At 51.9% G+C, this 23573-nt stretch carries 27 protein-coding genes; 7 read left to right on the forward strand and 20 right to left on the reverse strand.

The window, feature by feature from the left end; translation table 11 throughout:
* The 18 genes from ACS18Q_RS09710 to flgB all read right to left on the reverse strand — a co-directional run bounded on the left by ACS18Q_RS09710 (position 1) and on the right by flgB (position 15939).
* Positions 1–528, reverse strand: coding sequence for a TRAP transporter small permease (locus ACS18Q_RS09710; RefSeq protein ID WP_004725085.1), 528 nt, complete (start codon positions 526–528; stop codon positions 1–3).
* 55 nt (positions 529–583) lie between these two features.
* Complete coding sequence (locus ACS18Q_RS09715) at positions 584–1573, reverse strand: TRAP transporter substrate-binding protein (protein WP_055466052.1); 990 nt, start codon at positions 1571–1573, stop codon at positions 584–586.
* Positions 1574–1644: 71 nt separating this feature from the next.
* The gene (gene kduI, locus ACS18Q_RS09720) at positions 1645–2484 is read right to left on the reverse strand and encodes a 5-dehydro-4-deoxy-D-glucuronate isomerase (RefSeq protein WP_024373229.1); all 840 of its coding nucleotides are present in this window, start codon (positions 2482–2484) and stop codon (positions 1645–1647) included.
* A 643-nt stretch (positions 2485–3127) separates the two neighbouring features.
* On the reverse strand, positions 3128–3796 hold the full coding sequence (locus ACS18Q_RS09725) for a hypothetical protein (protein ID WP_441257022.1): 669 nt from the start codon (positions 3794–3796) through the stop codon (positions 3128–3130).
* Between the two features lie 58 nt (positions 3797–3854).
* A complete protein-coding gene (locus ACS18Q_RS09730) occupies positions 3855–4835 on the reverse strand; it encodes a Kiwa anti-phage protein KwaB-like domain-containing protein (RefSeq protein WP_441257023.1) in 981 nt (326 codons plus the stop codon).
* On the reverse strand, positions 4835–5470 hold the full coding sequence (locus ACS18Q_RS09735; protein WP_441257024.1) for a hypothetical protein: 636 nt from the start codon (positions 5468–5470) through the stop codon (positions 4835–4837). Before ACS18Q_RS09735 ends, ACS18Q_RS09730 begins: the two co-directional genes overlap by 1 nt.
* Positions 5471–5982: 512 nt before the next feature.
* A complete protein-coding gene (locus ACS18Q_RS09740; RefSeq protein WP_202649604.1) occupies positions 5983–7023 on the reverse strand; it encodes a flagellin in 1041 nt (346 codons plus the stop codon).
* A gap of 11 nt (positions 7024–7034) precedes the next feature.
* Positions 7035–7934: a flagellar hook-associated protein FlgL gene (flgL, locus tag ACS18Q_RS09745; RefSeq protein WP_441257025.1), complete on the reverse strand. Its 900-nt coding sequence runs from the start codon at positions 7932–7934 to the stop codon at positions 7035–7037.
* A gap of 9 nt (positions 7935–7943) precedes the next feature.
* Complete coding sequence (gene flgK, locus ACS18Q_RS09750; RefSeq protein WP_441257026.1) at positions 7944–9317, reverse strand: flagellar hook-associated protein FlgK; 1374 nt, start codon at positions 9315–9317, stop codon at positions 7944–7946.
* Between the two features lie 5 nt (positions 9318–9322).
* A complete protein-coding gene (locus ACS18Q_RS09755) occupies positions 9323–9847 on the reverse strand; it encodes a rod-binding protein (protein WP_014204711.1) in 525 nt (174 codons plus the stop codon).
* A gap of 9 nt (positions 9848–9856) precedes the next feature.
* Positions 9857–10978 carry a flagellar basal body P-ring protein FlgI gene (locus tag ACS18Q_RS09760; RefSeq protein ID WP_441257027.1) on the reverse strand — a complete coding sequence of 374 codons (1122 nt, stop codon included), beginning with the start codon at positions 10976–10978 and terminating at the stop codon, positions 9857–9859.
* Positions 10978–11649: a flagellar basal body L-ring protein FlgH gene (gene flgH / locus ACS18Q_RS09765; RefSeq protein ID WP_004725075.1), complete on the reverse strand. Its 672-nt coding sequence runs from the start codon at positions 11647–11649 to the stop codon at positions 10978–10980. The genes ACS18Q_RS09760 and flgH overlap by 1 nt, the downstream gene beginning before the upstream one ends.
* 29 nt (positions 11650–11678) lie before the next feature.
* Entirely contained in the window at positions 11679–12464 is a 786-nt protein-coding gene (flgG, locus tag ACS18Q_RS09770; protein WP_441257028.1) for a flagellar basal-body rod protein FlgG, read from the reverse strand.
* Between the two features lie 27 nt (positions 12465–12491).
* Positions 12492–13223, reverse strand: coding sequence for a flagellar basal body rod protein FlgF (locus ACS18Q_RS09775; RefSeq protein WP_014204708.1), 732 nt, complete (start codon positions 13221–13223; stop codon positions 12492–12494).
* Positions 13224–13234: 11 nt separating this feature from the next.
* A complete protein-coding gene (gene flgE, locus ACS18Q_RS09780) occupies positions 13235–14431 on the reverse strand; it encodes a flagellar hook protein FlgE (RefSeq protein WP_044362023.1) in 1197 nt (398 codons plus the stop codon).
* Positions 14432–14459: 28 nt separating this feature from the next.
* Positions 14460–15140 carry a flagellar hook assembly protein FlgD gene (flgD, locus tag ACS18Q_RS09785; RefSeq protein WP_441257029.1) on the reverse strand — a complete coding sequence of 227 codons (681 nt, stop codon included), beginning with the start codon at positions 15138–15140 and terminating at the stop codon, positions 14460–14462.
* Complete coding sequence (gene flgC / locus ACS18Q_RS09790) at positions 15140–15574, reverse strand: flagellar basal body rod protein FlgC (RefSeq protein WP_004725070.1); 435 nt, start codon at positions 15572–15574, stop codon at positions 15140–15142. Before flgC ends, flgD begins: the two co-directional genes overlap by 1 nt.
* A gap of 2 nt (positions 15575–15576) precedes the next feature.
* Entirely contained in the window at positions 15577–15939 is a 363-nt protein-coding gene (flgB, locus tag ACS18Q_RS09795; protein ID WP_143678764.1) for a flagellar basal body rod protein FlgB, read from the reverse strand.
* A 174-nt stretch (positions 15940–16113) separates the two neighbouring features.
* Here flgB and flgA point away from each other — a divergent pair, with 174 nt between their 5' ends.
* The 5 genes from flgA (at position 16114) to ACS18Q_RS09820 (ending at position 19420) form a co-directional block, all read left to right on the forward strand.
* Complete coding sequence (gene flgA, locus ACS18Q_RS09800; protein ID WP_441257639.1) at positions 16114–16815, forward strand: flagellar basal body P-ring formation chaperone FlgA; 702 nt, start codon at positions 16114–16116, stop codon at positions 16813–16815.
* 184 nt (positions 16816–16999) lie between these two features.
* Complete coding sequence (flgM, locus tag ACS18Q_RS09805; protein WP_020329928.1) at positions 17000–17281, forward strand: flagellar biosynthesis anti-sigma factor FlgM; 282 nt, start codon at positions 17000–17002, stop codon at positions 17279–17281.
* A gap of 22 nt (positions 17282–17303) precedes the next feature.
* On the forward strand, positions 17304–17747 hold the full coding sequence (gene flgN / locus ACS18Q_RS09810) for a flagellar export chaperone FlgN (RefSeq protein WP_004725066.1): 444 nt from the start codon (positions 17304–17306) through the stop codon (positions 17745–17747).
* A gap of 68 nt (positions 17748–17815) precedes the next feature.
* Positions 17816–18460: a lytic transglycosylase domain-containing protein gene (locus ACS18Q_RS09815; RefSeq protein WP_441257640.1), complete on the forward strand. Its 645-nt coding sequence runs from the start codon at positions 17816–17818 to the stop codon at positions 18458–18460.
* 102 nt (positions 18461–18562) lie between these two features.
* Positions 18563–19420, forward strand: a complete 858-nt coding sequence (locus tag ACS18Q_RS09820; protein WP_441257641.1) for an AraC family transcriptional regulator — start codon at positions 18563–18565, stop codon at positions 19418–19420.
* A gap of 102 nt (positions 19421–19522) precedes the next feature.
* On the opposite strand, the gene ACS18Q_RS09825 is transcribed toward ACS18Q_RS09820, so the two are convergent.
* Both ACS18Q_RS09825 and ACS18Q_RS09830 read right to left on the reverse strand, forming a co-directional pair.
* The gene (locus ACS18Q_RS09825) at positions 19523–19840 is read right to left on the reverse strand and encodes a DUF1244 domain-containing protein (protein WP_441257030.1); all 318 of its coding nucleotides are present in this window, start codon (positions 19838–19840) and stop codon (positions 19523–19525) included.
* 143 nt (positions 19841–19983) lie between these two features.
* The gene (locus ACS18Q_RS09830; RefSeq protein ID WP_004725062.1) at positions 19984–20859 is read right to left on the reverse strand and encodes a Tim44 domain-containing protein; all 876 of its coding nucleotides are present in this window, start codon (positions 20857–20859) and stop codon (positions 19984–19986) included.
* A gap of 170 nt (positions 20860–21029) precedes the next feature.
* Here ACS18Q_RS09830 and ACS18Q_RS09835 point away from each other — a divergent pair, with 170 nt between their 5' ends.
* Complete coding sequence (locus ACS18Q_RS09835) at positions 21030–21620, forward strand: TetR/AcrR family transcriptional regulator (protein ID WP_158165493.1); 591 nt, start codon at positions 21030–21032, stop codon at positions 21618–21620.
* 16 nt (positions 21621–21636) lie between these two features.
* On the forward strand, positions 21637–23508 hold the full coding sequence (locus ACS18Q_RS09840) for an MFS transporter (protein ID WP_158140446.1): 1872 nt from the start codon (positions 21637–21639) through the stop codon (positions 23506–23508).
* Positions 23509–23573 lie beyond the last annotated feature (65 nt).

The following is a 23573-nucleotide window of genomic DNA, read 5'->3' on the forward strand; positions in this document are numbered from 1 at the left end:
CTACGAGTTGGTCTGAATGAGTTGTTTGAGTCGAATCGACAGGTGCATTTCGTTGTAGAGGAAATAAAACACCATCAACGCGCCACTGATGGGGATCGCCGCATAAATCACGCCCATGGGAATTTGCAGCGCCGAGTCCATTTGCCACATTTGACGTACTGAGCTGTTGTAACCGCCGATGATCATGATTGAAATCGCAAACACCACCGTGACCAGCTCGATCAACATCTCCAGCACGATCTGGGTTTTCTCGGCAAATTTTTGTTTTACAAAATTGATGGCCATGTGCTCTTTGAGGCCAAACACATACGCTGATCCAAACAGGATCAACCAGATAAACAGGTAACGCGACAACACTTCACTCACCGCGCTCGGACTGTTAAACAAGTAGCGAACCACCACCTGATACGTCACCAAGAGCGTCATTGAGGCCACAATGGCGATGCAGATCCACGACAGCAGTTTATCTACCCAATGTTTTAAGGTGTCGACTTTCGCAATCAAGCCGTGCTTTTGCTGTTCTGACATATTTTTCACCCTGACAGGGCCGAAGCGCACTCCGGCCCTCAAACGTTCAAACGGCTTATTGCAGCGCGGCAATCTTCTCTAGCAGCGTTTTCTGAGCGGCAGTTTCCGCCAGATCGCTTTGTAGTTGCTGACAGCTTTGCTGGAATGGCGTGATATCGACTTCGGTGAAGGTCGCCCCTTTCGAAGACGCTAATGCTTTCGCTTGTTCGATTTGCGCATTCCACAGTTTGAATTCGTTAGGTGTGCTCTCTTTGGCGAGGCGGCGCAGCGTCGCTTGGTCTTCTTTCGGCATGCTATTGATGAAGTAGCTGCTGATCACCACCAAGTCCGGCACCATCAGATGACGCGTCGCGGTAAAGTAAGGCGCGACTTCGTACTGTTTCAGGTCGGCATAGGTGATTTCGTTGTTTTCCGCCCCATCCAATACGCCCTGCTGAACCGCGGTATACACCTCACCTTGGCTCATCGGTACGCCCGTTCCGCCCATGCACGACAGCATTTTGATCATGGTGTCGGACTGCATCACGCGGATTTTCTTGCCTTTCATGTCGGCGATGGTTTCCGTTGGTGCGCCTTTGGTGTACATGCTGCGCGCGCCTGCCGTGTACGCGGTGAGCACTTCAAAGCCAAAACGCTGCGTGGAAGCAAACAGGTCATCCAATACGCCGGATGTAAACACTTTTTCCTGATGCGACGGGCCACTGTACACATACGGCATGCCGATCATACGGAACGTTTTATCGTAGTTTTCCACCAGCGGGTTCGCGACAACAGCCATCTGAATCGCACCGTTTTGCACCAGTTCCAGCGCCGCGCGTTGGTCACCCAGCAGCTCGTTCGGGTAAATCGTCAACTTATAACGGCCATCGGTTTCTTGACTCAGTTTCTGACCGAACTCTTGCAGCGCCTGATATTGAGGGTGTTTGTCAGATTGGTTAAACGCCGCTTTGATTTCCGTCGCCGCAGACACGAGGCTGGAAAACCCTAAAGCAGATCCAACAACGGCAGCGAGTGTGGCAATTTTCAGTGATTTGTTCATCAGCATGTTGATTACTCCATGTAAGGTACAGTGATTGTTCTCTGTGCTTGGTATTGTCTTGGTATTGTTATGTGGGGTTAGCGGATGGTGTTCATATCCACAAAATCCATATCATCGAACGTCTGGTTTTCGCCCAGCATGCCCCACACAAAGCTGTAGTTTTGCGTGCCACAACCGGAGTGAATCGACCAGCTGGGTGACAGAACCAACTGCTTGTCGCGAACAACGATATGACGGGTTTCTTGTGGCTCGCCCATAAAATGGAAAACCACTTGTTGCGGTGCAACATTGAAATAGAGATACGCTTCCATTCGGCGCTCGTGGGTGTGCGCGGGCATGGTGTTCCACACGCTGCCCGGTTTGAGATGCGTCACGCCCAAGCACAACTGGCAGGTTGGCAGCACATCGGGATGCAAGTATTGCGTGATGGTGCGCGCGTTGGCGTTTTCGCTGCTCCCCAGCTCTACGTGGCGGGCTTGCTCACGCAAAATGGTGCGTGACGGGTACGTGTGATGCGCCGGTGCGCTCAGGCAGTAAAGCGCTGCGGGCTCTGCCGCATTCAGCGACGTGAATTCCACATCCTGCTCGCCCAGCCCCAAATAGAGGGCATCAAGGTGATTGAGCGTGTATTCCTGCGCCGCCGTTTTCACCGTCGCCGCACCACCCAAGTTCACCACGCCCAACTCGCGGCGCTGTAAGAAGAACTCGACGCCAAAGGCTTTGGTATCGACAAAATCATTCAGTTTTAACGTGCGCTCAACCGGGCTGACGCCCATCGCCACCACGCGGTCGATGTGGCTGTAAACCAATGTAATTTCATCGTTTTTAAATAAGTCTTCCGTCAGAAACTCCGCGCGCAAGCGGTCGGTATCGTACGTTTTTGCATCCAAAGGATTGCTGTTGTAATTGGTGTGCATGGAAACCTCCTGGTGTTGGAAGCAGCCTAACACTCATTCATATTTGATCAATATCGTTTATATATGAGATAAAATCATTTGTGATCGAATCGATCATAATTATTGAAACGGCGTTTATTTTTTTGAAGTGTGACAAAAAATGACCATTTGGTTAAGAAAGCAACAGGTAAATCGGAACGACAGGCTCAAAAAAAGGCCATCGATGGATGGCCTTTGGGGAAGGAATTATTGTTGATGTGGGTAGCGTCACGTGTTGCGAAAGCGTCTTACAGCGTTTGGTCAATGCTGGTTATCACTTGTTCTTCTGCTGCTTTGAGTGTCTTACCACTTTTCGTTTGGCTTAAATGGCAGTGATTTGACGCGTTGTAACGTTATCGAGTCACGAAGCTTGGTTTGTCACGCGCCAGTTACTCTTTGCTGGCACAAAGAGTAACCAGAAAATGCCTTTGGATTTTTGGTTGTGGCCCGGGACGGTTTTAGGCGTTCCCGACGCCGAAAACCTAAAAATTCATCCATGAATTTTTCCCTCGTAAAAAGGGATTAAATGACAAAGCTGATTTCATTGTGGAGACAAAGACAGGCTTGACAACTGTACTGTAAAGAAAAATGCCAAGCGTTGGGGGAATCTCTGTTAAACAGATTGTTATATGTTATTTATCTCATCTTTAAATGAGCATAAGAAGTTTTCAAGTTGTAATGCGTCCAACTTCTGGATTGGTTGAGGGAAATCGCTTAATGGCAATGTATCATTTTGAGATAGATCTTCATCTAATAACCCCTTTTCTTCCAGATACCTCGCACCAATGCGCGTTCCTGCATGAAGAAATACTTGCGTCGGTTTAAAACCTAGGTAAGCCGATATACGCACTGCTGCATCATAAATAGATAACTCTCCAAAGCCAGCTACTCTACATGATTCTACTATTTCATAGACTTCGTCGAATGATTTGGCTTCACTTAAACTTTGTTCCTTAACTGATAAATTTACAGCCATGTTTAATAAAACTGAATTGTTAACACCTCTTACATTTCCATTTTCATCTTCAAATTCTTCTTGATGAGTATGTTTTAATTCATATTCTTGACCATCGTAAAGAATTTTAAATTTTGCACTACAACCATCAATAATTGCAGATTTCAAATTGGGAAGAGAGCGATAGTAGTTAAGATACGACTCAAGAAAACTTGCTCGGCTGGGAAATTTAAACCATATACCTAAATCTTCATCATTAGCATCTTTTAGCTTAAATAAATTATATGTCTTATTGAAATACAGCTCCACAATTGACTCTAATTTACTCAAATATTCCATAAACACTCCTTAAAATATAGCGAAACAATTAATTGCACATTGAATTGTTATAGATCGATTACACTACACTAGCTGATGTACTATTACTATCAGGAACTTTAATGCTAGATGACGCATCATAAACATTTCCTGATAATTGTGATTTAAGCCTCAAGTCATTCAACAAAGTAAGAAGTAATTTAATTTTATCCTGTTCAGGAATGATCACGCCATTAGAATCAATATTTAATCCCCAGCGTTCGCTAGCATTCAATTTTCGCAGATTTTTCATAAAGTTCTGATCTTTATAAAATCCTTTGTCATGTATAGAAGACACACTTCGCAAATGTCTAGCATCATCACCAATGTAATCATTTATTGGTTTAGTAGTAGAAAATAGGTTTAATGAATTAAAATCTGCTATAAGCTCATCTTTTTTCTCTTTCATACCCTCTTTGAAGTTCATTGCTGACTCAAACGATCTTTTATTAGAAATAAATAATTCTCCTTCATAGGAGATAAAATCAATATGGTCTTCAATTTTGAAGAGTTTGTCATCACTAAGGCCGACCATTTTTTCTCCTGTAAACGCAGACCAAAAAGCAGTTGAAACTTTTTTTGTATTCCAAGCTCCCGCTGTTCTGACATATGCATATAAATACTTTTGTCCAATCTGAATCTTTATAATATACCCTGATGAATTTAAAATATGTTTCTCATGATTTGCTGGATGCTCGTTACCAGGCTGATCTACTTTTGATTGTATCAAAGACATATTTGTATTATTACTAGCCATATTTAAAAATGTACTATCTTCTGGCTTTGATATAAAATCATACTCTTCTATTTCATCATGAGAATTAATATTATTTTTTACAATAAGTTTGAGTTTACCTGCTAGATATGTAACGGATTCTTCATCATCATCAATATCAACCCAACGGCAAGTATATTTCATTTTCTTATTTTCGATTCTTGTTTTAACAACCCAAAGAGAGGCTGTACCTGAATCTATATCTAATCCTTTTAAGGTAGATAATTTTTGATTTAAGCTAGTCACTATTTTTCCTTCGTGGCAATTAACAATGAAGAAACAATTTCCATTTGATACTGTTTCTCTGGTTCAATTTCAAATTTTGATAACATTCTTCCGTGCCTTATTTTTGTATTAACATCATACTCAATATCATATAAGTTATAACCTAACACGGCTAAAATTGGGTTCATAAATAACTGTTTTGTTTTATAAGTCAAAACAAACATAAAAATCATAAACACTAAAAAACCTGCAACTTTCGGTCCATCACCTAAGTCAACGCCAATAAAAGCAACCATATATGGCACTGTGTAATTCATTAGATCTGATGGATTTCTTACCGATTGTTTGACTGTTATTAATTGCCCACCGGACAGTGAACCCATTATTAATTTTAAAAACACTAGACTTATTATAGAAACTCCTACAATTGATAAACCAATAGTAGGGTTTTTGAAAACATGTACAAATTTTTCCAACATCATCAACGATGTTGGACCAAAATTTGAATATAGCATTTTTGGTAAATCACAAATCGCCGAATAGTTTATATTCTTAAGATAATTTGAATCAATATCTTGTATCATTAAAATCAAAGATAAAGGCAAATAAGATGAAAAAAATATCCCTATAGCAGCCCATAACTTCCAATTTTTCATATAATAATTCTCAAAATTAACTAACTTAAACTAAACCTATAACGGCCGTTATTAAACCGACCTTATCTAAATAACTATCAAACAAAACATAGAATCAGTCTATCTAACATCAGACAAAAACGACGTACATCATCAACTACTAATACAACCCCGTCAAAATCCAAACCGCCAAAACGTGCCGCAAGTATCAAACCAATGCAACACGAAAGAAACTACCGACTCGCCTATCAACAGGGAAAAATTCATGGATGAATTTTTAGGTTTTCGGCGTCGGGAACGCCTAAAACCGTCCCGGCCTACGACCATAAAACCAAGGCACTTTCTGGTTACTCTTTGTGCCAGCAAAGAGTGACTGGCGCGTCACACCGCAAGCCTCCTATTTCCCTAAAACCAAAACGCGACAAACCCCATCCCTACGACCAAACAACAAAACCAACCACCATTCCCCAAAAACAAAAAAAGACCATCAAACGATGGCCTTCTCCCTTAAACATCCAAAAATAATCAGCAACTCACCGCAATAACGCCACCACCGTATGACGACGCACATTCGCCTGCGCGTTCAGCGCCTGATAAGTCGACGAAAACTGATCCGCCGCCGCATGAAACTGCGTCAGTTTCTCCGTGGTTTGCTCGCTCGACAGCAGACGCGTCTGGCTACGCAGCGTCTGCATTTGAGTATTGAGTTCGCTGTGGTATTGGCGTGCCTGCTCCAGGCTGGTTTGCGCCTGCGCCAAGTGTTGGTTGACCTTGGCAATGCCCTGCTTGATACCATCACGCGAGCTTAAATCAAAGCGCAGCTCGGCAATGCCATCCGGCTCGGATTTGAGGTTGAGTGTGTTGGCTTGTCCGGCAGGGAAACGGTGGCCTTGCCCTGTCACCATCACCTTTTGCTTCATCTGTTTGTACGCCGACTCTTTGGCTTCAAACACAATATTGCCATCTTGCGTCACGCTGGCGCGCATTCCGAGCGGGATCAGGCTGCGGTCCAACATTTTGACCGTTTTACTGCCATCCGACTGACCATCAAACTGAATCATCACCGAATTGCCTTGCGGGAAATCGAGACGAATCTGCTCGGCTTTCTCTTTGAGGCGGTTGACGTTCAGCCCCGGAATCGAGAAGCGGCGAATGTCAGCGCGGTCGAGTTTCAGATTCAGCTCGTTATCCACCACGCGTTGACCATCAAACCGCGCCTGATCCAGCACCGCTTCAATGGTCATTTTGGAACGGGTTAATGTCTCTTTCAGGTTCGGCACGTTGTCGGCGCCTTGCGTCATCGCCTGCGTCAGACCCCGTTTGATGGTGGTGAGTTCTTTGCCGACAAATTGCAGCGATTTAGAGGCGATTTGCACCGAAGTGGCTTGTTGTTGCCCTTGAGTCAGCAGGACGCCAGAAACAGAATAGGCTGACGTGGTGTCAGCCTGAAGCGCGCGGGTTGGTCTGGCCGGTAAACGGGCCGAATCGGAGGAGCGCGACGGCGTAATGCTGGCCTGCTCCTGTCCGGTCAATCGAATGCCGTGTGGACGAACTTCCACTGTGCTCATTGCCATACTGAACATTCCTAAATTCGGTCAAACAGCGACAGGTCGTCGATTTTCACATAACTCGCCTGCGTCGCTTGCAGCGCGGCCATGTAATTGCTTAAACGCACCGAGGCTTCGCCGTAATCCAGCGCTGACAGGTCGCTGGTGACTTTGTCGACAAACAGTTTGTTGTCGCCGTGTGCTCTGTCGAGCAGGTCGAGGTTGTTGTGACGGCCACCGATTTCGGTCATCGCCGCCAACACGTTGTTGAGTGTGCTGTCGACGGCGGCTAACGTATTGTCCACTTCGGTACGAAAGTTCGCAGTCGGTGCCTCAAACTCACTGATCATTGCATCCAACGTGTTGAGCACATTGCTGCCGCCGCCCAAATCAAGAATATCCTGCGCGGTCATGTTCGATTCCATGGTCACGCCTTTGGCCACCGTCACCACGCGCTTGTCGCTGTTGCCTTGCAGCACATAGCTGCCGCCGGAGTTATCCAGCGCGGCGGTGCTGGTTGCGGTGCCGGAAAACAGAAAGTGGCCTTCTTCGTCCTGCGCATTGAATGATGACGCAATCGAATCGCGCAGGCTTTTCAGCTCTGTCACGATGCCTTCGCGATCGTCAGTGGTCATGGTGCCGTTGGCGCCCCACAACACCCGTTCACGAATGCTTTTCAGGCTTTCGTTCACCGAATCTAAGTACACTTCCTGACTCGACAGCGTGGTTTTCACGTTGGCGATGTTGGCCTGATACTGCGCAATCGCGCTGCCTTCACGGTCAAGGTTCAGCAGTTTGATCGACGCCATCGGATCGTCCGAAAGCTTGGTCAGGCGATCGCCCGTCGACATCTGCTGCATCACTTTGCCAAGGCCGGCGTTGTTGAGCTGCAAGCTTTGCAGCATCATCTGGCTAAATTGGGTATCGCTGATTCTCATGGCCTTTCCTTAGAATAATTGCAGTACGGAATCGAACAGCTGATTCGCAGTGCTGATCACTTTCATGTTGGCGTTGTGTGCGTTGGCAAACGTCATCAGGTTGGCCGCTTCTTCATCGCTGTTGACCGCGCTGATGTTGTCGCGTGCGGCGACCGCTTGCTCGTTCATGCTGTTTTTGGCCTGATAATCGGAATCGGCCTGACGCGCTTTGATAGCCACTTCACCGACCATGCCGGTAAACGCATCGTTGAGCGACAGCGACCCAAAGCCGCTGATCGAGAACGCCTGATTGCTGATGGCGATTAGCGCCGTCAGGTTGTCGCTGTTGCCCGGATTGCCGTCGCCCGACAGTGCCAGTTCGTTCGGCGTGATGTCGGTGATGGTCAGGCTTGATGACGGGTTGGCCGGATCGTAGCTAAACAGTGCCTTACCCGGCAGGCCGTTGAGATCCAGACCCAGCGCCAGTTCGGTATTGAACGAATCGGCCATGGATTGCGCCATGTCGTTGAGCGCCGTCATGTACGGCTTGAGCACGTCAGTTTGATATTCGTTAATCGCACCCAGCTCACCACCGAGATCGCCCGGAATAGCAAAGCTCTGCTTGCCAAATTCGACTTGCAGGGTCGCGAGGTAGGCATCGCTCGGATCGGGAATCGCTTTCAGCGTGCCGTGTTCACTGCCCATCACCAGCGGCTGACCGGATGTCAGGGTGACTTGCATGCTGCCGTCAGCTTGATCGGTGGTTTTCACTTCGACGATTTTCGCCAGTTCGCCCACCAGCGCGTCACGGGTATCCATCAGCTGCGCCGGGTTACCGCCGGTGCCTTTCAGCTCGACGATCTGTTTGTTCACTTCGGCGATGTTGGCCATCACGCTGTTGGCCTGCGCGACGGCGGCCGTGCGCTGATCGTTCATGTCTTTGTGTTGGTTGTACATCGACTCGGTCAGCGTGTTGAAACGGCGCGACAGCGCTTCCGCTTCATTGATGATTTGTTGGCGCAGCGGCACCGATTCCGGTTTGGACGTTGCATCGTGCAGCGCCGCAAACAGGTTATCCAGCCCGGCAGAAAGGCTAAAGCCGTCGGCGCCGAGCGTGTTTTCCAGATAGCTCATGCTGCTGGTGTAACGCGACGCGTAAGACGCCACGCTGCTAGTCGACCAGGTTTGCTTCACCAAAAACTGATCGGTGACTCGGCGAATACTGGTCACTTCTACCCCCATGCCTGCGCTCAGATTGTCGTATTTCGCACCACCGACTGAGGCCATCAGCGCCTGTTGGCGACTGTATCCCGGCGTATTGATGTTGGCGACGTTCTGCGCCGTCACATCGAGTGCGACACGGTTGGCGTTGAGTCCGCTTAAGGCAATGTTGACGAGGTTCATGTCCGTTATCGCTCCAAAGGTCTAATCAGTGGCTGACTAAAAGCATTCGTCACCGCCACTTTGGTGGTTTCCTGAGAAAGAGAGGCGACCGCATCGGCGGCATTATTTACTGCATGGTTCACTGGATTGGGGGCGGCGCTGCGATTGTGTGATACCCGTTCCGCGGCAGCGGCCAGTTCAACCACATTGGAGCCCGCACCATCGACCACCGGACTGAGCTGTTTGACCAGCATATCGGCAATGCCGGAGCGCTGCTTTTTCGCCATCTCAATCGCTAACTGGCCGTCGTACATGTCGCGGAATACGCCCTGCTGCTTGCTGTTAAACGGGCTGTCTTCATCGGCCATCACATCGCTGGAACTGCGCATCTGGCGCAGCACCAGTTGGAGAAACATCGCCTCGAACTGACCTGCCACGGTTTCCAGCGCGGCGTGTTTGTCGGCGGCATTTTTGATGTTCGCCAGCGCGTTGTTGTCGTGATACAGCACTGAATTTACTGAACTGCTGTCGCTTCCCGTATCAATCTTCATCTCAGCTCCTTAGATGACCACTAACTCTGCGTTGAGCGCCCCGGCTTCATGCAAGGCTTGTAAAATAGACATCAAATCGGTCGGTGTTGCCCCGAGGCTGTTGACCGCATTCACGATGGTGTTGAGCTCCGTGCCTTCCGGCCAGATCACCATCTGTGCGTTGTCTTCGTTGATGTCGATTTGGGATTGATCGACCACTTGGGTATCGCCGCTGGCGAACGCGTTCGGCTGGCTGACCTGTTGCGATTCGGTGATACTCACCGTCAGGTTGCCGTGGCTGACCGCCGCCTGACCGACTTTGACGTTCTTCCCGATGACCACCGTACCGGTGCGTGAGTTGAACACGATGCGGGCTGGCTTGCGGCCTTCCATCACGCTCATCTCTTCCAGCATCGACATCATGGTCACGCGCTGCTGAGTATCTTTCGGTGCGCGCATTTCGACGCGGCCTTTGTTGATGGCAACCGCCACTTGCGGGCCAAAGGTGTCGTTGATTTCACGCGCGATGTTTTTCGCGGTGGTAAAGCTTGGCTCACGCAGGTTGAGCGTCACGGTATCGCGATCGTTAAAGTCGGTCGGAATTTCACGTTCCAGCGTCGCGCCATTCGGAATGCGGCCGGATGTCGGTGTGTTGACCGCAATTTTTGAACCGCTGCGACCTTCGGCCGACACGCCGCCGACCACCACGTTGCCCTGCGCCACGGCGTACACTTCACCGTCGATACCGCGCAGTGGCGTCAGCAGCAGTGTGCCGCCACGCAGGCTTTTGGCATCACCAATTGAGGAGACCACGATGTTGAGTGTCTGACCGGGACCTGCCATCGGATCGACGGTCGCGGTCACGCTGACCGACGCCACGTTACGCAGTTTCGGGTCGGTGGATTCATCAATCTGCACCCCGAAGTGGCGCAGCATATTGGTGATAGATTGCGCGGTGAATTTGACCTGATTGCGATCGCCCTGACCGTCGAGGCCCACCACCAAACCGTAACCCACCAGTTGGTTTTCACGAATCCCCTGCACATCGACCAAATCCATGATCGGAATTTCCACTTCCGCCTTGGCGGTGGTTGCAAGCCCCAGCGTCAGCGCCAGCAAAACCGTGGTGAAGAAGGTGTTGCGTTGTTTCATCAAAATGGCATCCATGGACTGTTGAAGAATTGAGTGAGCCAGCCGGACGCGTTGCTGTCTGCCAGTGCGCCGCGGCCTGAATAGGTAATGCGCGCATCGCCGATGCGCTGCGAAGAGACCTGATTGTTGCGGCTGATGTCGTCCACCCGCACAATGCCGGTCAGACGAATGAACTCATCGCCCTGATTGAGGCGAATCCATTTTTCGCCGCGAATACGAATTACGCCGTTGGGCAGCACTTCGCTGACCGTTACGGTGATCGCCCCTTCCAACTTGTTGCCTTGTGAGCTGGACGCGCTGCCGTCAAAGCTGCGGTCGCCGTCAATCGAGGCCGCCAGTTTGTCGACCGTTTTACCGCCGACCACTGGCGCGCTCAGCCCGACACTGGACGTTTTGCCGTACTGGGTATCGGCGCTTTTCTTCGACTGGGTTTCTTCCGCCAACAGCACCGTCAGGACATCGCCCACGCGGTAAGCGCGGCGGTCCTGAAACAGGGTCATCGCGTATTGATGGCGATAAAGGCTGCCCGACTGTGCAGCAGGCAGAGAGTAATCCAGCGTTGGCGGGCCGTATTTTTCTTCGTCCGGAGACGGCGGCGTGAATTCGTCCCGTCCGGCACATCCGGCCAGAATCAGCACGCTCAGAAGCCCGACTTTGCTCAACTTTGCCATCACGCTTTCCTTCATCGCTTGATTCATCCTTACACCGACTGCGCTACAAACTTGAGCATGTCATCGGCGGCCGAGACCACTTTGGCGTTCATTTCGTAGGCGCGCTGCATGGTGATCATGTCGACCATCTCTTCCACCACCTGCACGTTGGAGCCTTCCAGCACACCTTGTTTAATGCTGCCGACGCCATCTTCACCGGCAATCAGCTCATCGGCTGCGCCACTGGCTTCGGTTTCACGGAACAAGTTACCGCCCAGCGCTTCCAGACCGGCTGGGTTGATGAATTTTGCCAGCGTGATCTGACCGAGTTCCTGCGGTGTGGAGTCAGCGGCTGTGGTGATGGTCACCGTGCCATCGACGCCGACTGACAGCGAAATCGCATCGTCCGGCACCTGAATCTGCGGTTGCAGCGGCAGACCCTGACTGTTCACCATCAAACCTTCCGAGTTGACGTGGAACTGGCCGTTACGGCTGTACATGATCTGGCCGTCTGAGTTTTCAATCTGGAAAAAGCCTTGGCCCATCACCGCCAGATCCAAATCCTGACCGGTATTTTGCGTGTTGCCCTGAGTGAACACTTTCTGGGTGCCGACCACGCGTACACCGCTCCCCAACTGAACACCGGTTGGCAGCTCGTTGACCTGATCGACCTGCGCGCCCGGCTGACGCTGAATGCTGTAGAACAGGTCTTCAAACACCACGCGGTCACGCTTAAAGCCGACCGTGTTGACGTTCGCCAGGTTGTTGGAAATGGCGGTCATTTTGGTGTCTTGTGCCGCCATCCCGGTTTTGCTTACCCATAATGCTGAATGCATCGGAGTCTCTCCTTATTGGTCGAGCGCTTAACGCGCGCTCATTAATTTGTTTCCGGCTTGCGCCAACGTTTCTGCGGTTTTCATCATGCGGATCTGCATTTCGAAGTTGCGCGTCAGTGACATCACATTCAGCAGTTCATCAATCGCGGAAACGTTACTGCCTTCGATGTGTTCCGGTGCCAGTTGCACGCTGTTGTCCGCCGCGAGCGGCACGCCATCCACCGTGTGCAGCAGGCTGTCGCTCTCTTTTTGCAGGGGGTTGTCGTTGGCTTTCACCAGCTTGAGCGTACCGACTTCAATTTCAGCGCCGCCGCCCGGCGGAATCACCGAAATGCGGCCGCGTTCACTCACTTCCACTTTCTGAAAATCCGGCAGAACTAACGCGCCGTTCTCGCCCATGACCGCAAAACCGTTGATGCTCAGCGCGCCGTTCACATCCACCGCGATGTTGCCCGCGCGGGTGTAGGCTTCGCCACCTTCCGGGGTTTGCACCGTCAGGTAACCGTCGCCCATCACGGCCACATCGAGTGGACGTCCGGTTTTCACCACATCACCGCTGTCGAAACGGGTTGCGGCCGAGTTAGTGACCACCATGGTGCGGCCATCGAACCCCGAACCTTGCAGTGGCACGCTGCGCACGCGTTCCATATCCGCACGAAAACCGGCGGTATCGGCGTTGGATAAGTTGTTCGAACGCACGTGCTGCGCTTTGAGAACCCGGCTCGCGCCGGAGGTGGCGGTAAACAGCAAACTATCCATCGTCGGCTCCGTTAGATCGCGTTAAACAGCGCTTGAGTCAGCTTGTCTTCGGTCGAGATGGTTTTGGCGTTGGCCTGATAGTTACGCTGCGCGGTCATCAGGCTCACCAGTTCGCTGGTCAGGTCAACGTTCGATCCTTCCAGTGCGCCTGGCGTCAAATCGCCCAGTGTGCCGGTACCCGGTACGCCGACCGTTGGCGAACCAGAGCTGAAGCTTTGCGTCCACGCAGTGCCGCTCACTTTGGCCAGACCTTGTGGGTTAGCAAAGTTCGCCAGCACCACCTGACCTTGCAGCTGTGATTCACCGTTGGTGTAGGTGGCGTAAACCATGCCGTTGCCTTCCACGCGCACGCCTGCCAGCTCACCAGAGGTGTAACCGTTCGGGTTATTGGTGCTCACGCCAAAATCGGCGCCAAACTGCGTGCTGCCGGTCAGGCTGACATCAATGCTCATCGCATTGGCGCCTGCTGCTGGAAACGCGACGTTAAAACTGCCAGTTGGCGAGCTCAGTGTGCCGTCGGTATTGAACGTCACTGGCACTGTGGCGCTTGCTGTCGCCGAACCGTCGACCTGCACGTTCACTTCCCAGGTGTTATCCGCGGTTTTGGTGAAGTACTGCGTCACTGTGTGGCTGTTGCCCAGCGAGTCGTACGCTTTGGAGGTGTAAGAGGAGTTGAATGAATTCGGATCGGCCGGATCAAACGGGTACACCGTCTGGTCAATCGCGTCCGCGCTGGCGTTAAAGTTGGCCACAAACTCCAGTGAATCGGTCGCTTTTGCCGACAGCGATGAAGTACTGATCTTGATGTCGCCCACCGAGCCGCTCAACAGATTGTTGTTGCCATCCACGCTGTAACCTTGCAGCTTGGCGCCGGTGTTGCCGACCACGTAGTTGTCTTTATCCGTGCCAAACACGCCCGAACGGGTATACAGCGTTTGGCCCATGCTGTCTTTGGTGACGAAAAAGCCGCTGCCGTTGATCGCCAAATCCATGGCACGGCCTGTACCGGTCACGGAGCCATTCTTATCAAAGTTCTGCGAAATCGACGCCACTTCCACGCCGCCCGGCTGCATGCCGTTGTACACCGCAGAGAATTCGGTACGCGCGCCTTTAAAACCGTAAGTCGATGCGTTGGCAATGTTATGGCTGATGGTGTTCAGTTCGGTGTTGGTTGCATCCAAGCCGCTGAGAGCAATATTAAAACTCATAAATTAACCTCTGTTTCCTTGTTTGGGTTTAGGCGCCAAATTGGGTGATTTGATAGAAAGGCACGCTGCCGACACCGGCAATATTCACCATGGCCGAACCGCCAGTGCTTGGAATGCGCACTTGTTCAACCGTGCCGGCCAGCAATACATTCGGTGACGACTGACCGTCCTGTACTTCGACACTGACGGTGTAGTTGCCGGGCTTCAGGCCCAGCGCTTCTGGATCGATGGTGAAATCGACATCGCCCGCCGGATGCGCGCCCAGTGGCAGCCTGGTGGTTTGACCGAACTCATCCGCGATGACCAGATTGACCTGGCTGGATGCGTAATCGAGTTCCACTTTGCCGCTTTGCGGCGCGTCGGTGAGTTCAAATTCGTTCCCGGAGACGTAGACCGTCTGACCGACCAGACCCGCAGTCGACAGCACTTGCATGTTGTCGAGCAGCACCATGCTGTTTTGCATCAGGCTCGACATGTTCTCCATGCTCTGCACCTGAGAAAATTGCGCGAGCTGGCCCACGTATTCGGTGCCATCCAGCGGGTTCAGCGGATCCTGGTTTTGAATCTGCGCCACCATCAACGAAATGAACTCGTTTTGCAGCGAGGTCGAATCGTTGGCATCTAAACCATTGCTGCTGATGCCCGTGTTGGTGGTGGTTGCACTGCCGGACGTATCACCCGACAAGGCGGTGTATTGTGCGATGCTCATCAGCTACCCTGCCCCAGTTTGAGCAGCCCTTGCTGCATGCTTTTCACGTTGCTCAGCACTTCAACGTTGGTTTCAAAACTGCGCGTCGCGGACATCATGTCGGCCATTTCCGCTACCACGTCGATATCCGGGTAGTACACGTAGCCATCGCCATCGGCCAGCGGGTTGTGCGGCTCAAAACGCTTTTCCGCCTGACCCGCGCTCTGCACCACGTCGACGATACGCACTTCCGCACTCGGATACACGTTATCGCCGGTTGCCAGTTGGCTTTTGTTGTACACCGTGGCGAAGACCGGTTTCAGCGCGCGGTAGGCGTCGTCCGGATTGGCCGACACCGCATCGGCGTTCGCCAGGTTACTCGCGACCGTGTTCAGACGAACGGTCTGCGCGGTCATCGCCGAACCGGCAATCGAATAAATATCAGTAAAAGGCATGATTAACGTCCCTCAATCGCTTTCGCTAAGCCGTTGAATTTCATATTGAGAAATGTCAGGCTGGTTTGAAAATCCATGTTGTTCTGCGTGAACTTGGCTTGCTCGACACCCAGCTCAACGGTGTTGCCGTTTTTGCTGTTCTGGTAAGGAATCGAATATTGAGATTCCACCTGCCATTCCGGAATGCCCGGATTGACGCCGCGGTTACCGGCCGTACTCATGACGGTTTGAAATGTCAGGTCTTTGGCCAGGTATCCCGGGGTGTCAACATTTGCTAGGTTGCTCGCGAGGACTTTGGTACGCTGAACGCGAAAATTCAGTGCCTCCGGGTGAACGCCTAACGCGGTTTCAAATGAAATGGCCATGTCTGTTCCTTACAAGTCGGCTCAAGGTGCGTTTAGACGAAACAAGATGCATGCCATAAAATTATTCAATTAAAAACAATGACTTATAAATCAGATAGGAAACGCAACTTCCGCCTGTCGGAAGCGCGATTACGCCAAGGGGAAACAATTTTTTCCTCTGCGTGGAGGAACGTGATGCTGATGCTGGCGCTGCTGTTGGCACTGCCAGCCACGGCGCAGGAAAATCACTCAGAAATGCAGATTCGCCACGCAGTGCAAGCTTCGCTCGACGAGGAAATCGCTCAGCTTGCCGCGCAGCGCGAATGGCCGCCGTACCAAGCGCAGTGGCAACTCTGGATTCCGGGCGCTGCCAGTCACCTGCCAGAATGTCAGGCGCCGCTGATCGTCACCGGGCGTGATAACCAACTGCTGCCCGTCGGCCATCTCAAACGCATGGTACGCTGCGAGGAAGGCGATACCGCATGGCGGATTAACGTCACCATCAAAGCGTCACTCACCCTGCCGGTGGTCGTCACGCAAACGGCGCTGGCACGCGGCGGGCGCTTAGAGCCTTCCATGCTGGCACTGGAAGACCGCACCCTCACTCGTCAGGATGATTTTTTCACCCGCATCGATGAAGCGAGCGGATTGGAAGTCAACCGCCGTCTGCGCGCCGGACAAATTCTCGATCCGACCTTAGTCAGCAAGCCACCGTTGGTCATCAAGGGTAATCAGGTGGTGATCATCGCCGCGAAAGACGGGGTGAATGCCAGCACCAAAGGCGTCGCCTTGGAAGATGGCGGGCGCGGGGATCAAATTGAAGTGCAAAACAGTGCCTCGCAAAGCGTGGTGCACGCCGTGGTGACCGGGCTGAATCAGGTGCACACTCAGTTCTGATTCAGGCTGCAAATTTTGACTGAAGGTAACACTTTTTCAGTGTGGCGCTCGAAATCCGCCCCGGATTTCGAGTACAAACTTTCAGTCATTCATTTTTTTGCACAAATTCGCTTTGTGCATTTAACTCTGCCCTGCTCTTGGTCGCCTGTTACCAGTGACGACGAAGATTGAGGACATCAAGCTGATGAAAATTGATAAGGTCTCGGGCGGCCACGTCCCACACACCACATTCCAGCAAGCGAGCAAAAAAACCGTTGCGCCAAGCCAAGCCACGTCTGTGAGCGAGCCCGCGCTGAATGCCAATACCGTGGCACTGGAAAAAGCACAGGCCGAACTGGCGGCACTGCCGGATGTCGATATGGCAAAAGTGGAACAAGTGCGCTCTGCACTGGCGCGCGGCGAGTTAAGCCTCGACAGTAAAGCGCTGTCTCAGGCGCTGATGCAATTCCACACCGGACACGAATAAACCGGCACGCAAGGAGCAGATCATGGCCTCGAACCGCGGACAACTGATGCAAAGTTTTATGTTCACCATTAGTGAAGACCTGAAGCTTTATCGCCAGTTGCATACGCTGCTGACCGAGCAAAAAGCGCTGTATCTGCAATTTAACGGCGATGCGCTGGGCAAAAACATTCGCCAGCAAGTGCCGGTACTGAACCAACTGCACCGCAATGCGTCACACCGAACGCAATGCTTACAACGTCTGGCGCTGCCCAACAGCGACAAAGGCGTGTTACGCCTGTTCAGTGCGCTGCCCGCCAGCTTACGAACACGAATTGAAAAACAATGGCAGGTGCTGAATGTGTTGATTCAGCAATGTCAGCGCCTCAATCAGGATAACGGCCTGAGCTCCGCCACGTTTCATGAACTGCTGAGCGAACTGACCCAGCCGTCACCGACCTACGAAGAACGCATCGCCGACGCGATATGAAATTACGCTCCCTGTTATGCCATCAATCCCACTCCAAGTTGTACCGGCTGACAGGGAGCTTCCTTTTACTGCTGTTTAGCGCCTACACTACCGCACGCTCGTTGGATGAAGCGATTGCCTCGCAGCGCGCCCTGCTGTCGCCCTATCAACATCAGATTGAGTCGCGTCTGGAGACCTATCAGCCCCTGCTGGCGCATATTTTCAATCAGTTAGACCATAAAAAGCTGCCACAGCAACTGGCGCTGCTGCCGATGCTGGAATCGTCGTTTGATCCGAATGCGATTTCTCACGCCGGCGCTCGCGGATTGTGGCAATTGATGCCGGCCACCGCCCAGCGTTACGGTTTGCAAACTTCCCCTCACGATCAGCGTTTGGATGTGTTAGCCAGCACCGACGCCGCGCTGAACTATCTGGCGTTTTTGCATCGCAAATTCGGCGGCGACTTGGCGTTAACCCTGGCGGCTTACAATGCTGGCGAAGGACGGGTCGCGCGCGCCATTCAACGCGCAGGCAGCCGTGAGTTTCATCGCCTGCCACTGCCCCAGGAAACCCGCCAGTATGTGCAGCGCTTTTACGCTCTCACCCAGTTGATTGATGTCACGGCGCTCAACCACGCCTCGTTCCAGCCGCTGATGCTGTTTAGCAGCCAACCGGCCATCACCCGTCAGGCACTGATCAATTTGCAACCACTGCCGCCACTGGTTAAGTTGTAAGGCTTCAAACGAGCTTGGCGCAAAGTGCGCAATTTCGGTCAGGATCTTCACAGCCCTGAATGCGACCATGGCTTTGTTTTCTCAAACAGGATTTGAAATGTGATGACCCATTCGCTGCATTCGCGGATACAAGGCGTGTGTGACTACATCGATCGCCATCTGGATGACGAGTTGTCGCTTGAGAAACTGAGCGCGCTGGCGCACTGTTCCAAGTACCACTTTCACCGCATGTTCAAAGCGCAGATCGGTGTCGGCACCGCCAAATATCTCACCTTGGCGCGGCTCAAGCGGGCCTCTTACCGACTGGCGTTTGAACCTGGCATCAGCGTACTGAATATTGCGCTGGAAGCTCAATTCGACAGCCCTGAAGCGTTCGCCCGAGCCTTTGCGCGCACGTTTGGTCAGTCTCCGTCCGGTTTTAGAAATCAGCCTGAGTGGCAGCAATGGCACTCGCAATTTCAATTTGAAATCCCCGCAAAAGGAGTCAACCTTGTGGACGTGAACATTATTCATTTTGCCGAAACCCGCATCGCCTACATCGAACATTGTGGTGCCCCCGAGCAGGTGCTCGATACCGCCGCGCAGTTTATTGCCTGGCGACGCGCCAGTGGTGAATCGCCGGTGACCGCCAGCGCCACCTACGGCATTCCCTACAGTGATCCCAATGAAACCGAGCCAGCGCTGTTTCGCTTTGATATCGCAGGCAGCGTCAGCCAGCCCATCAAAGACAATGACTACGGCGTGAAAAATGGCGCTATTCCGGCCGGACGCTGCGCAGTGCTGCGTCATCACGGCAGCCATGATGCGATCAGTCAGAGTGTGTACGCGCTGTATCGCGACTGGTTACCGCAAAGCGGTGAAGAGCTACGTGATTACCCATGCTTCTTCCACTATCTGAATCTGATCCACGAAGTGGATGAGTGTGACTTGCAGACCGACATCTATCTGCCGTTGAAGTAGCTTGCGCAGAAGCGACTGACATTGAAGTGACTGATATTAAAACGAATGGTCAGTTGCTGCTGGATAGAAAAGAAAAAGCCGCCAGAAATGGCGGCTTTCGCATTACTTCTTCTGACGCGCTTCAAACGCTGCCAGTTGCTCGGGTGTCGCTTTCGGCTGATGGTTGGTTTTCCACTCATCGTACGTCATGCCGTACACACGCTCACGTGCATCGTCGATGTTGAGCGCCAGTCCCATCTCTTTCGCTTCCGACTCATACCATTTGCAGAAACAGTTACGGCAGAAGCCCGCCAGTATCATCAGGTCGATGTTCTGCACATCTTTGTTGTCATCGAGATGCGCCAGCAGACGACGAAAGACCGCCGCATCGATTTTGTCTTGTTCTTCCAGAGTCAGATTTTTGTATTTGAATTCGGCCACGTGACTTTCCTTTCGTTCTTGCCCGGAAGCCCTGAATCAGCGCTGCCGGAGGATTAAAATGTCGTTGAGTGCCTCTGTTATATCACGCAGATAGCAAAACGCCCAAGACAGGCTTGGGCGTTTTTATTCAAGGGCGTGGCGATTTAGCCTTGGATACCGACGATCAGCCACGGCGCATTTGGCGTGGTCAGGTCGCGTTCCAGATGCCAGATATCGTCGATGTTCTCTTCGAGATCTTCGCTTGGGTCGCGGTAGCGGCCGCTAAATTGCAGGCTCAATTGCGCTTTGTTGGCATCGTAGTCGGCACGCACAATCTCTGCGTCAACGTACATCACGTCCGTTTGCGGATCGGTGTCAATCTTCGCGCGCTCTGCTTTCAAATCTTCAAACAGGCTCGGTGACACGTACTCTTCGATGGTCTCCAACTGGTTGTGGTTCCACGCGCCTTGCAGAATGCGGTAGTGTTCACGTGCACCGTTGACAAACGCCACGCGGTCAAAGCCGTCTGGGTAGTTATGTGGTACATCACTTTGCATTTGGCTGCCGAAACCGCCGCTGTTTTGAGGCTGTTCGAAGTTGTGAACATTTGGCTGCTCAAACGTATTGCGGTTCATTCCGCCAAACGCTGGCTGCTGCTGTTGGTGCTGATTCATACTGCCCTGCTTAGCGCCAAGCAGACCACGCATCAACTTGAAGATCACAAACGCAATCAAACCGATGATGAGGATATCCATGAACTGGATCCCTTCAAAGGCGCCGCCGAAGAAGGCTGCCAACAGGCCACCCGCCAGCAGACCGCCAAGCAGGCCGCCCATCAATCCTTTTTTGGTCGAGCTTTGCGCTGTTTTCGCAGTGTCTTGTTGTTTCAGGGTATTGGTGTTTTGTTTTTGCTGTGCGGGTGCAGTTTTGTAGCTTTTACCAAACGACTTACCACCACCAAATTTTTTGGCAGCGTCCGCCATCGGGGTAAACGCAACAGAAACCATCACCAGAGCCACAAGTGAAAACAGACGTTTCATAGTTATCCTTAGAAGCCTTACTTTAATACGGGGTCATCATAGCGGCTTCAATATGACAATCAAACACTTTGCATTTATCGACATGTATCAGAATATTGCAGGGTTCTGAGTTGACGCTCAATAGCAGGCTAATTAGAATATCGAACATCGTTCATTAAGCACACATGATCATGGCAAGACGAAATGACCACACCCGTGAAGAATTGGTCTCTTTAACGCTGAAAACCGTGAAGGAATTCCTAGATAGCCATTCCTACCACGAACTGAGCCTGCGTAAGATCGCAACCATGATTGGTTATGTTCCGAGCACGTTGGTGAACGTTTTTGGCAATTACAATTTGTTACTACTTCATGTGGTTGCTCAGACGCTCGATGAACTCTCCAGCGAAGCGAAAGCGGTCGTTTGTCACGGCAAAGACCCCGAGCAAGCGCTGTACAAACTCGCCTACTGCTACCACGATTTCGCGCAAAAGAACCCACACCGCTGGCAACTGATTTTCGAACACAACATGAATGGCGAAGAGCTGCCAGAATGGCAAGCTGAACGGATCGACACGATGACCAGCATGCTGGAAGGGTTGCTGAAAGTGATTGCGCCGCAGCGTTCCGACAGTGAAATTCTGCGCACCAGCCGCGTATTGTGGTCAGGCGTCCACGGCATCACGCTGCTGAGTGTGGACGATAAGTTCTTTGCATCAGAACCCATCGATGGCAAAGCACTCATCGAAGATCTACTCTCTAACTATCTGGCCAACTGGTAATTATTAAGGAAAGGCGATGCCGCAGTCTCAGACGTCGTTGTTAACTCAACGCCGTTTTCTTCCCTACTTCATCACGCAGTTCTTCGGCGCCTTTAACGATAATATTTTCAAAAACGTGTTGCTGCTGCTCGTGGCGTTTGCTGGCAGCGGCGCGCTGCCGATCTCCAGCGACCTGTTCATTAATCTGGCCGCGGGTCTGTTCATTCTGCCGTTTTTCCTGTTTTCCGCGTCTGCCGGTGTGCTGGCCGATAAATACGAAAAGTCGTGGTTTATTCGCCGCGTGAAACTGCTTGAAATCGCCATCATGTGTATTGGCGCGATTGGGTTTATCACCGAAAGCTACAGTGTTCTGCTGCTGATCCTGTTTTTGATGGGCACCCAATCGGCATTTTTCGGCCCGGTCAAATACGCCTTGCTGCCACAACAGCTCAAATCTAACGAATTGGTGCCGGGCAATGCCTTGGTCGAAACCGGGACATTTTTAGCGATTTTGCTCGGCACGCTTGGGGCGGGCATGATTGCTTCAGCCGACAACGCGCGCCACATCGCGGCCGCTGCAGTAATTCTTTTTGCCCTATGCGGCTACTGGGCGAGCCGTTCGATTCCTGAAGCGCCAGCCAGTGCTCCCGATTTGACCTTCCGCTGGCGGCCGATCAGCCAAACTCGCCATACGCTGGCCATTGCGCGCAGCGACCGCATCATCTTCCAATCGATGATGGCGATCAGTTGGTTCTGGTTCCTCGGCGCGGCGTACCTGACACAATTCCCGAACTTCACCAAAGTCTTCCTTAACGGCACTGAAAGTTCGGTGTCGTTCCTGCTGGCGCTGTTTTCAGTGGGCATTGCCCTGGGTTCGCTGGCGTGCGACAAGCTCTCCAATCACCGCATTGATGTCGGTATTGTGCCGCTGGGCAGCTTTGGCATCAGCATCTTTGGTTATTTGATGGCAACCAGCATTCCGGATGAATTGCCTATTTTCAGTCAGTTCTCGGAATTTGCCGCCTATCAGCCGCTGTGGCCACTGTTTGCTTACTTGCTTTTACTCGGTGCTTCGGGCGGTGTGTTTATCGTGCCGCTCTACGCCTTGATGCAACAACGCGCCAAAGAGACTGAACGCGCGCAGGTGATCGCAGCGCTGAACATCTACAACTCGCTGTTTATGGTGTGCAGTGCGATTTTGGGCATCATCTGCCTCACGCTGCTCGACCTCACCATTCCTCACCTGTTTGTGTTGCTCTCGGTGATGAACCTGCTCTTGGCCGCATACCTGTTTTTGCAGGTGCCGATTTTCGTGGTGCGTTTTCTGGTGTGGGCGCTGACGCACACCCTTTACCGCGTGCGACACAAAAACCTCAGCAAACTGCCCGAACACGGCGGCGCCCTGATTGTGTGTAACCATGTCAGTTATATGGACGCGCTGTTACTCAGTGGCGCGTGCCCGCGTTTGATTCGCTTTGTGATGGAAGAAGATTACGCCAACCTGCCGGTGCTGCGTCGTTTCTTGAAACGTGCGGGCGTGATCCCCATTTCAGCCAATAGCCGCACCTCGATTCGCCGCGCGTTTGCCGAAGTGGAACAGGCGCTGCAGGATGGGCATTTGGTGTGTATTTTCCCCGAAGGCCGCCTGACCGCCGACGGCAACATGAATGAATTTATGCGCGGCATCGACATCATTTTGCGTCGCAGTCCGGTGCCGGTGATCCCGATGGCGATTAAAGGCTTGTGGGGCAGTTTCTTCAGTCGCTATCACGGCCGAGCCTGTAAAGGGCTGCCACGCCGCTTCTGGTCTCACGTCGAGATTGAAGCCGGAGACGCTGTTATGGCGGGCGAAGCCACCACTGAACTGATGCACGAGAAAGTTGCTGCATTGCGCGGCGATTGGAAATAAGCCAATTTAACGCATCGTAGACAAGCGTTCAGTTTTTCTGAACGCTTGTTCAAAACATTAAGACT

Source organism: Vibrio sp. Vf1514 (genome assembly GCF_052076135.1).
Classification (GTDB): Bacteria; Pseudomonadota; Gammaproteobacteria; order Enterobacterales; family Vibrionaceae; genus Vibrio; species Vibrio furnissii.

Bases quoted from the DNA above. Each gene is read 5' to 3' on its own strand.
- flgH (WP_004725075.1), bottom strand. From the start codon at position 11,649: ATGGCAAAGTTGAGCAAAGTCGGGCTTCTGAGCGTGCTGATTCTGGCC.
- ACS18Q_RS09820 (WP_441257641.1), top strand. From the start codon at position 18,563: ATGACCCATTCGCTGCATTCGCGGATACAAGGCGTGTGTGACTACATC.
- ACS18Q_RS09715 (WP_055466052.1), bottom strand. From the start codon at position 1,573: ATGCTGATGAACAAATCACTGAAAATTGCCACACTCGCTGCCGTTGTT.
- ACS18Q_RS09760 (WP_441257027.1), bottom strand. From the start codon at position 10,978: ATGAAACAACGCAACACCTTCTTCACCACGGTTTTGCTGGCGCTGACG.
- flgM (WP_020329928.1), top strand. From the start codon at position 17,000: ATGAAAATTGATAAGGTCTCGGGCGGCCACGTCCCACACACCACATTC.
- ACS18Q_RS09775 (WP_014204708.1), bottom strand. From the start codon at position 13,223: ATGGATAGTTTGCTGTTTACCGCCACCTCCGGCGCGAGCCGGGTTCTC.
- ACS18Q_RS09840 (WP_158140446.1), top strand. From the start codon at position 21,637: ATGCCGCAGTCTCAGACGTCGTTGTTAACTCAACGCCGTTTTCTTCCC.
- flgG (WP_441257028.1), bottom strand. From the start codon at position 12,464: ATGCATTCAGCATTATGGGTAAGCAAAACCGGGATGGCGGCACAAGAC.
- ACS18Q_RS09735 (WP_441257024.1), bottom strand. From the start codon at position 5,470: ATGAAAAATTGGAAGTTATGGGCTGCTATAGGGATATTTTTTTCATCT.
- flgL (WP_441257025.1), bottom strand. From the start codon at position 7,934: ATGAGAATCAGCGATACCCAATTTAGCCAGATGATGCTGCAAAGCTTG.
- flgA (WP_441257639.1), top strand. From the start codon at position 16,114: ATGCTGATGCTGGCGCTGCTGTTGGCACTGCCAGCCACGGCGCAGGAA.
- flgB (WP_143678764.1), bottom strand. From the start codon at position 15,939: ATGGCCATTTCATTTGAAACCGCGTTAGGCGTTCACCCGGAGGCACTG.
- ACS18Q_RS09710 (WP_004725085.1), bottom strand. From the start codon at position 528: ATGTCAGAACAGCAAAAGCACGGCTTGATTGCGAAAGTCGACACCTTA.
- flgK (WP_441257026.1), bottom strand. From the start codon at position 9,317: ATGAACCTCGTCAACATTGCCTTAAGCGGACTCAACGCCAACCGTGTC.
- flgE (WP_044362023.1), bottom strand. From the start codon at position 14,431: ATGAGTTTTAATATTGCTCTCAGCGGCTTGGATGCAACCAACACCGAA.
- ACS18Q_RS09740 (WP_202649604.1), bottom strand. From the start codon at position 7,023: ATGGCAATGAGCACAGTGGAAGTTCGTCCACACGGCATTCGATTGACC.
- ACS18Q_RS09830 (WP_004725062.1), bottom strand. From the start codon at position 20,859: ATGAAACGTCTGTTTTCACTTGTGGCTCTGGTGATGGTTTCTGTTGCG.
- ACS18Q_RS09725 (WP_441257022.1), bottom strand. From the start codon at position 3,796: ATGGAATATTTGAGTAAATTAGAGTCAATTGTGGAGCTGTATTTCAAT.
- flgN (WP_004725066.1), top strand. From the start codon at position 17,304: ATGGCCTCGAACCGCGGACAACTGATGCAAAGTTTTATGTTCACCATT.
- flgC (WP_004725070.1), bottom strand. From the start codon at position 15,574: ATGCCTTTTACTGATATTTATTCGATTGCCGGTTCGGCGATGACCGCG.
- kduI (WP_024373229.1), bottom strand. From the start codon at position 2,484: ATGCACACCAATTACAACAGCAATCCTTTGGATGCAAAAACGTACGAT.
- ACS18Q_RS09835 (WP_158165493.1), top strand. From the start codon at position 21,030: ATGGCAAGACGAAATGACCACACCCGTGAAGAATTGGTCTCTTTAACG.
- ACS18Q_RS09755 (WP_014204711.1), bottom strand. From the start codon at position 9,847: ATGAAGATTGATACGGGAAGCGACAGCAGTTCAGTAAATTCAGTGCTG.
- flgD (WP_441257029.1), bottom strand. From the start codon at position 15,140: ATGAGCATCGCACAATACACCGCCTTGTCGGGTGATACGTCCGGCAGT.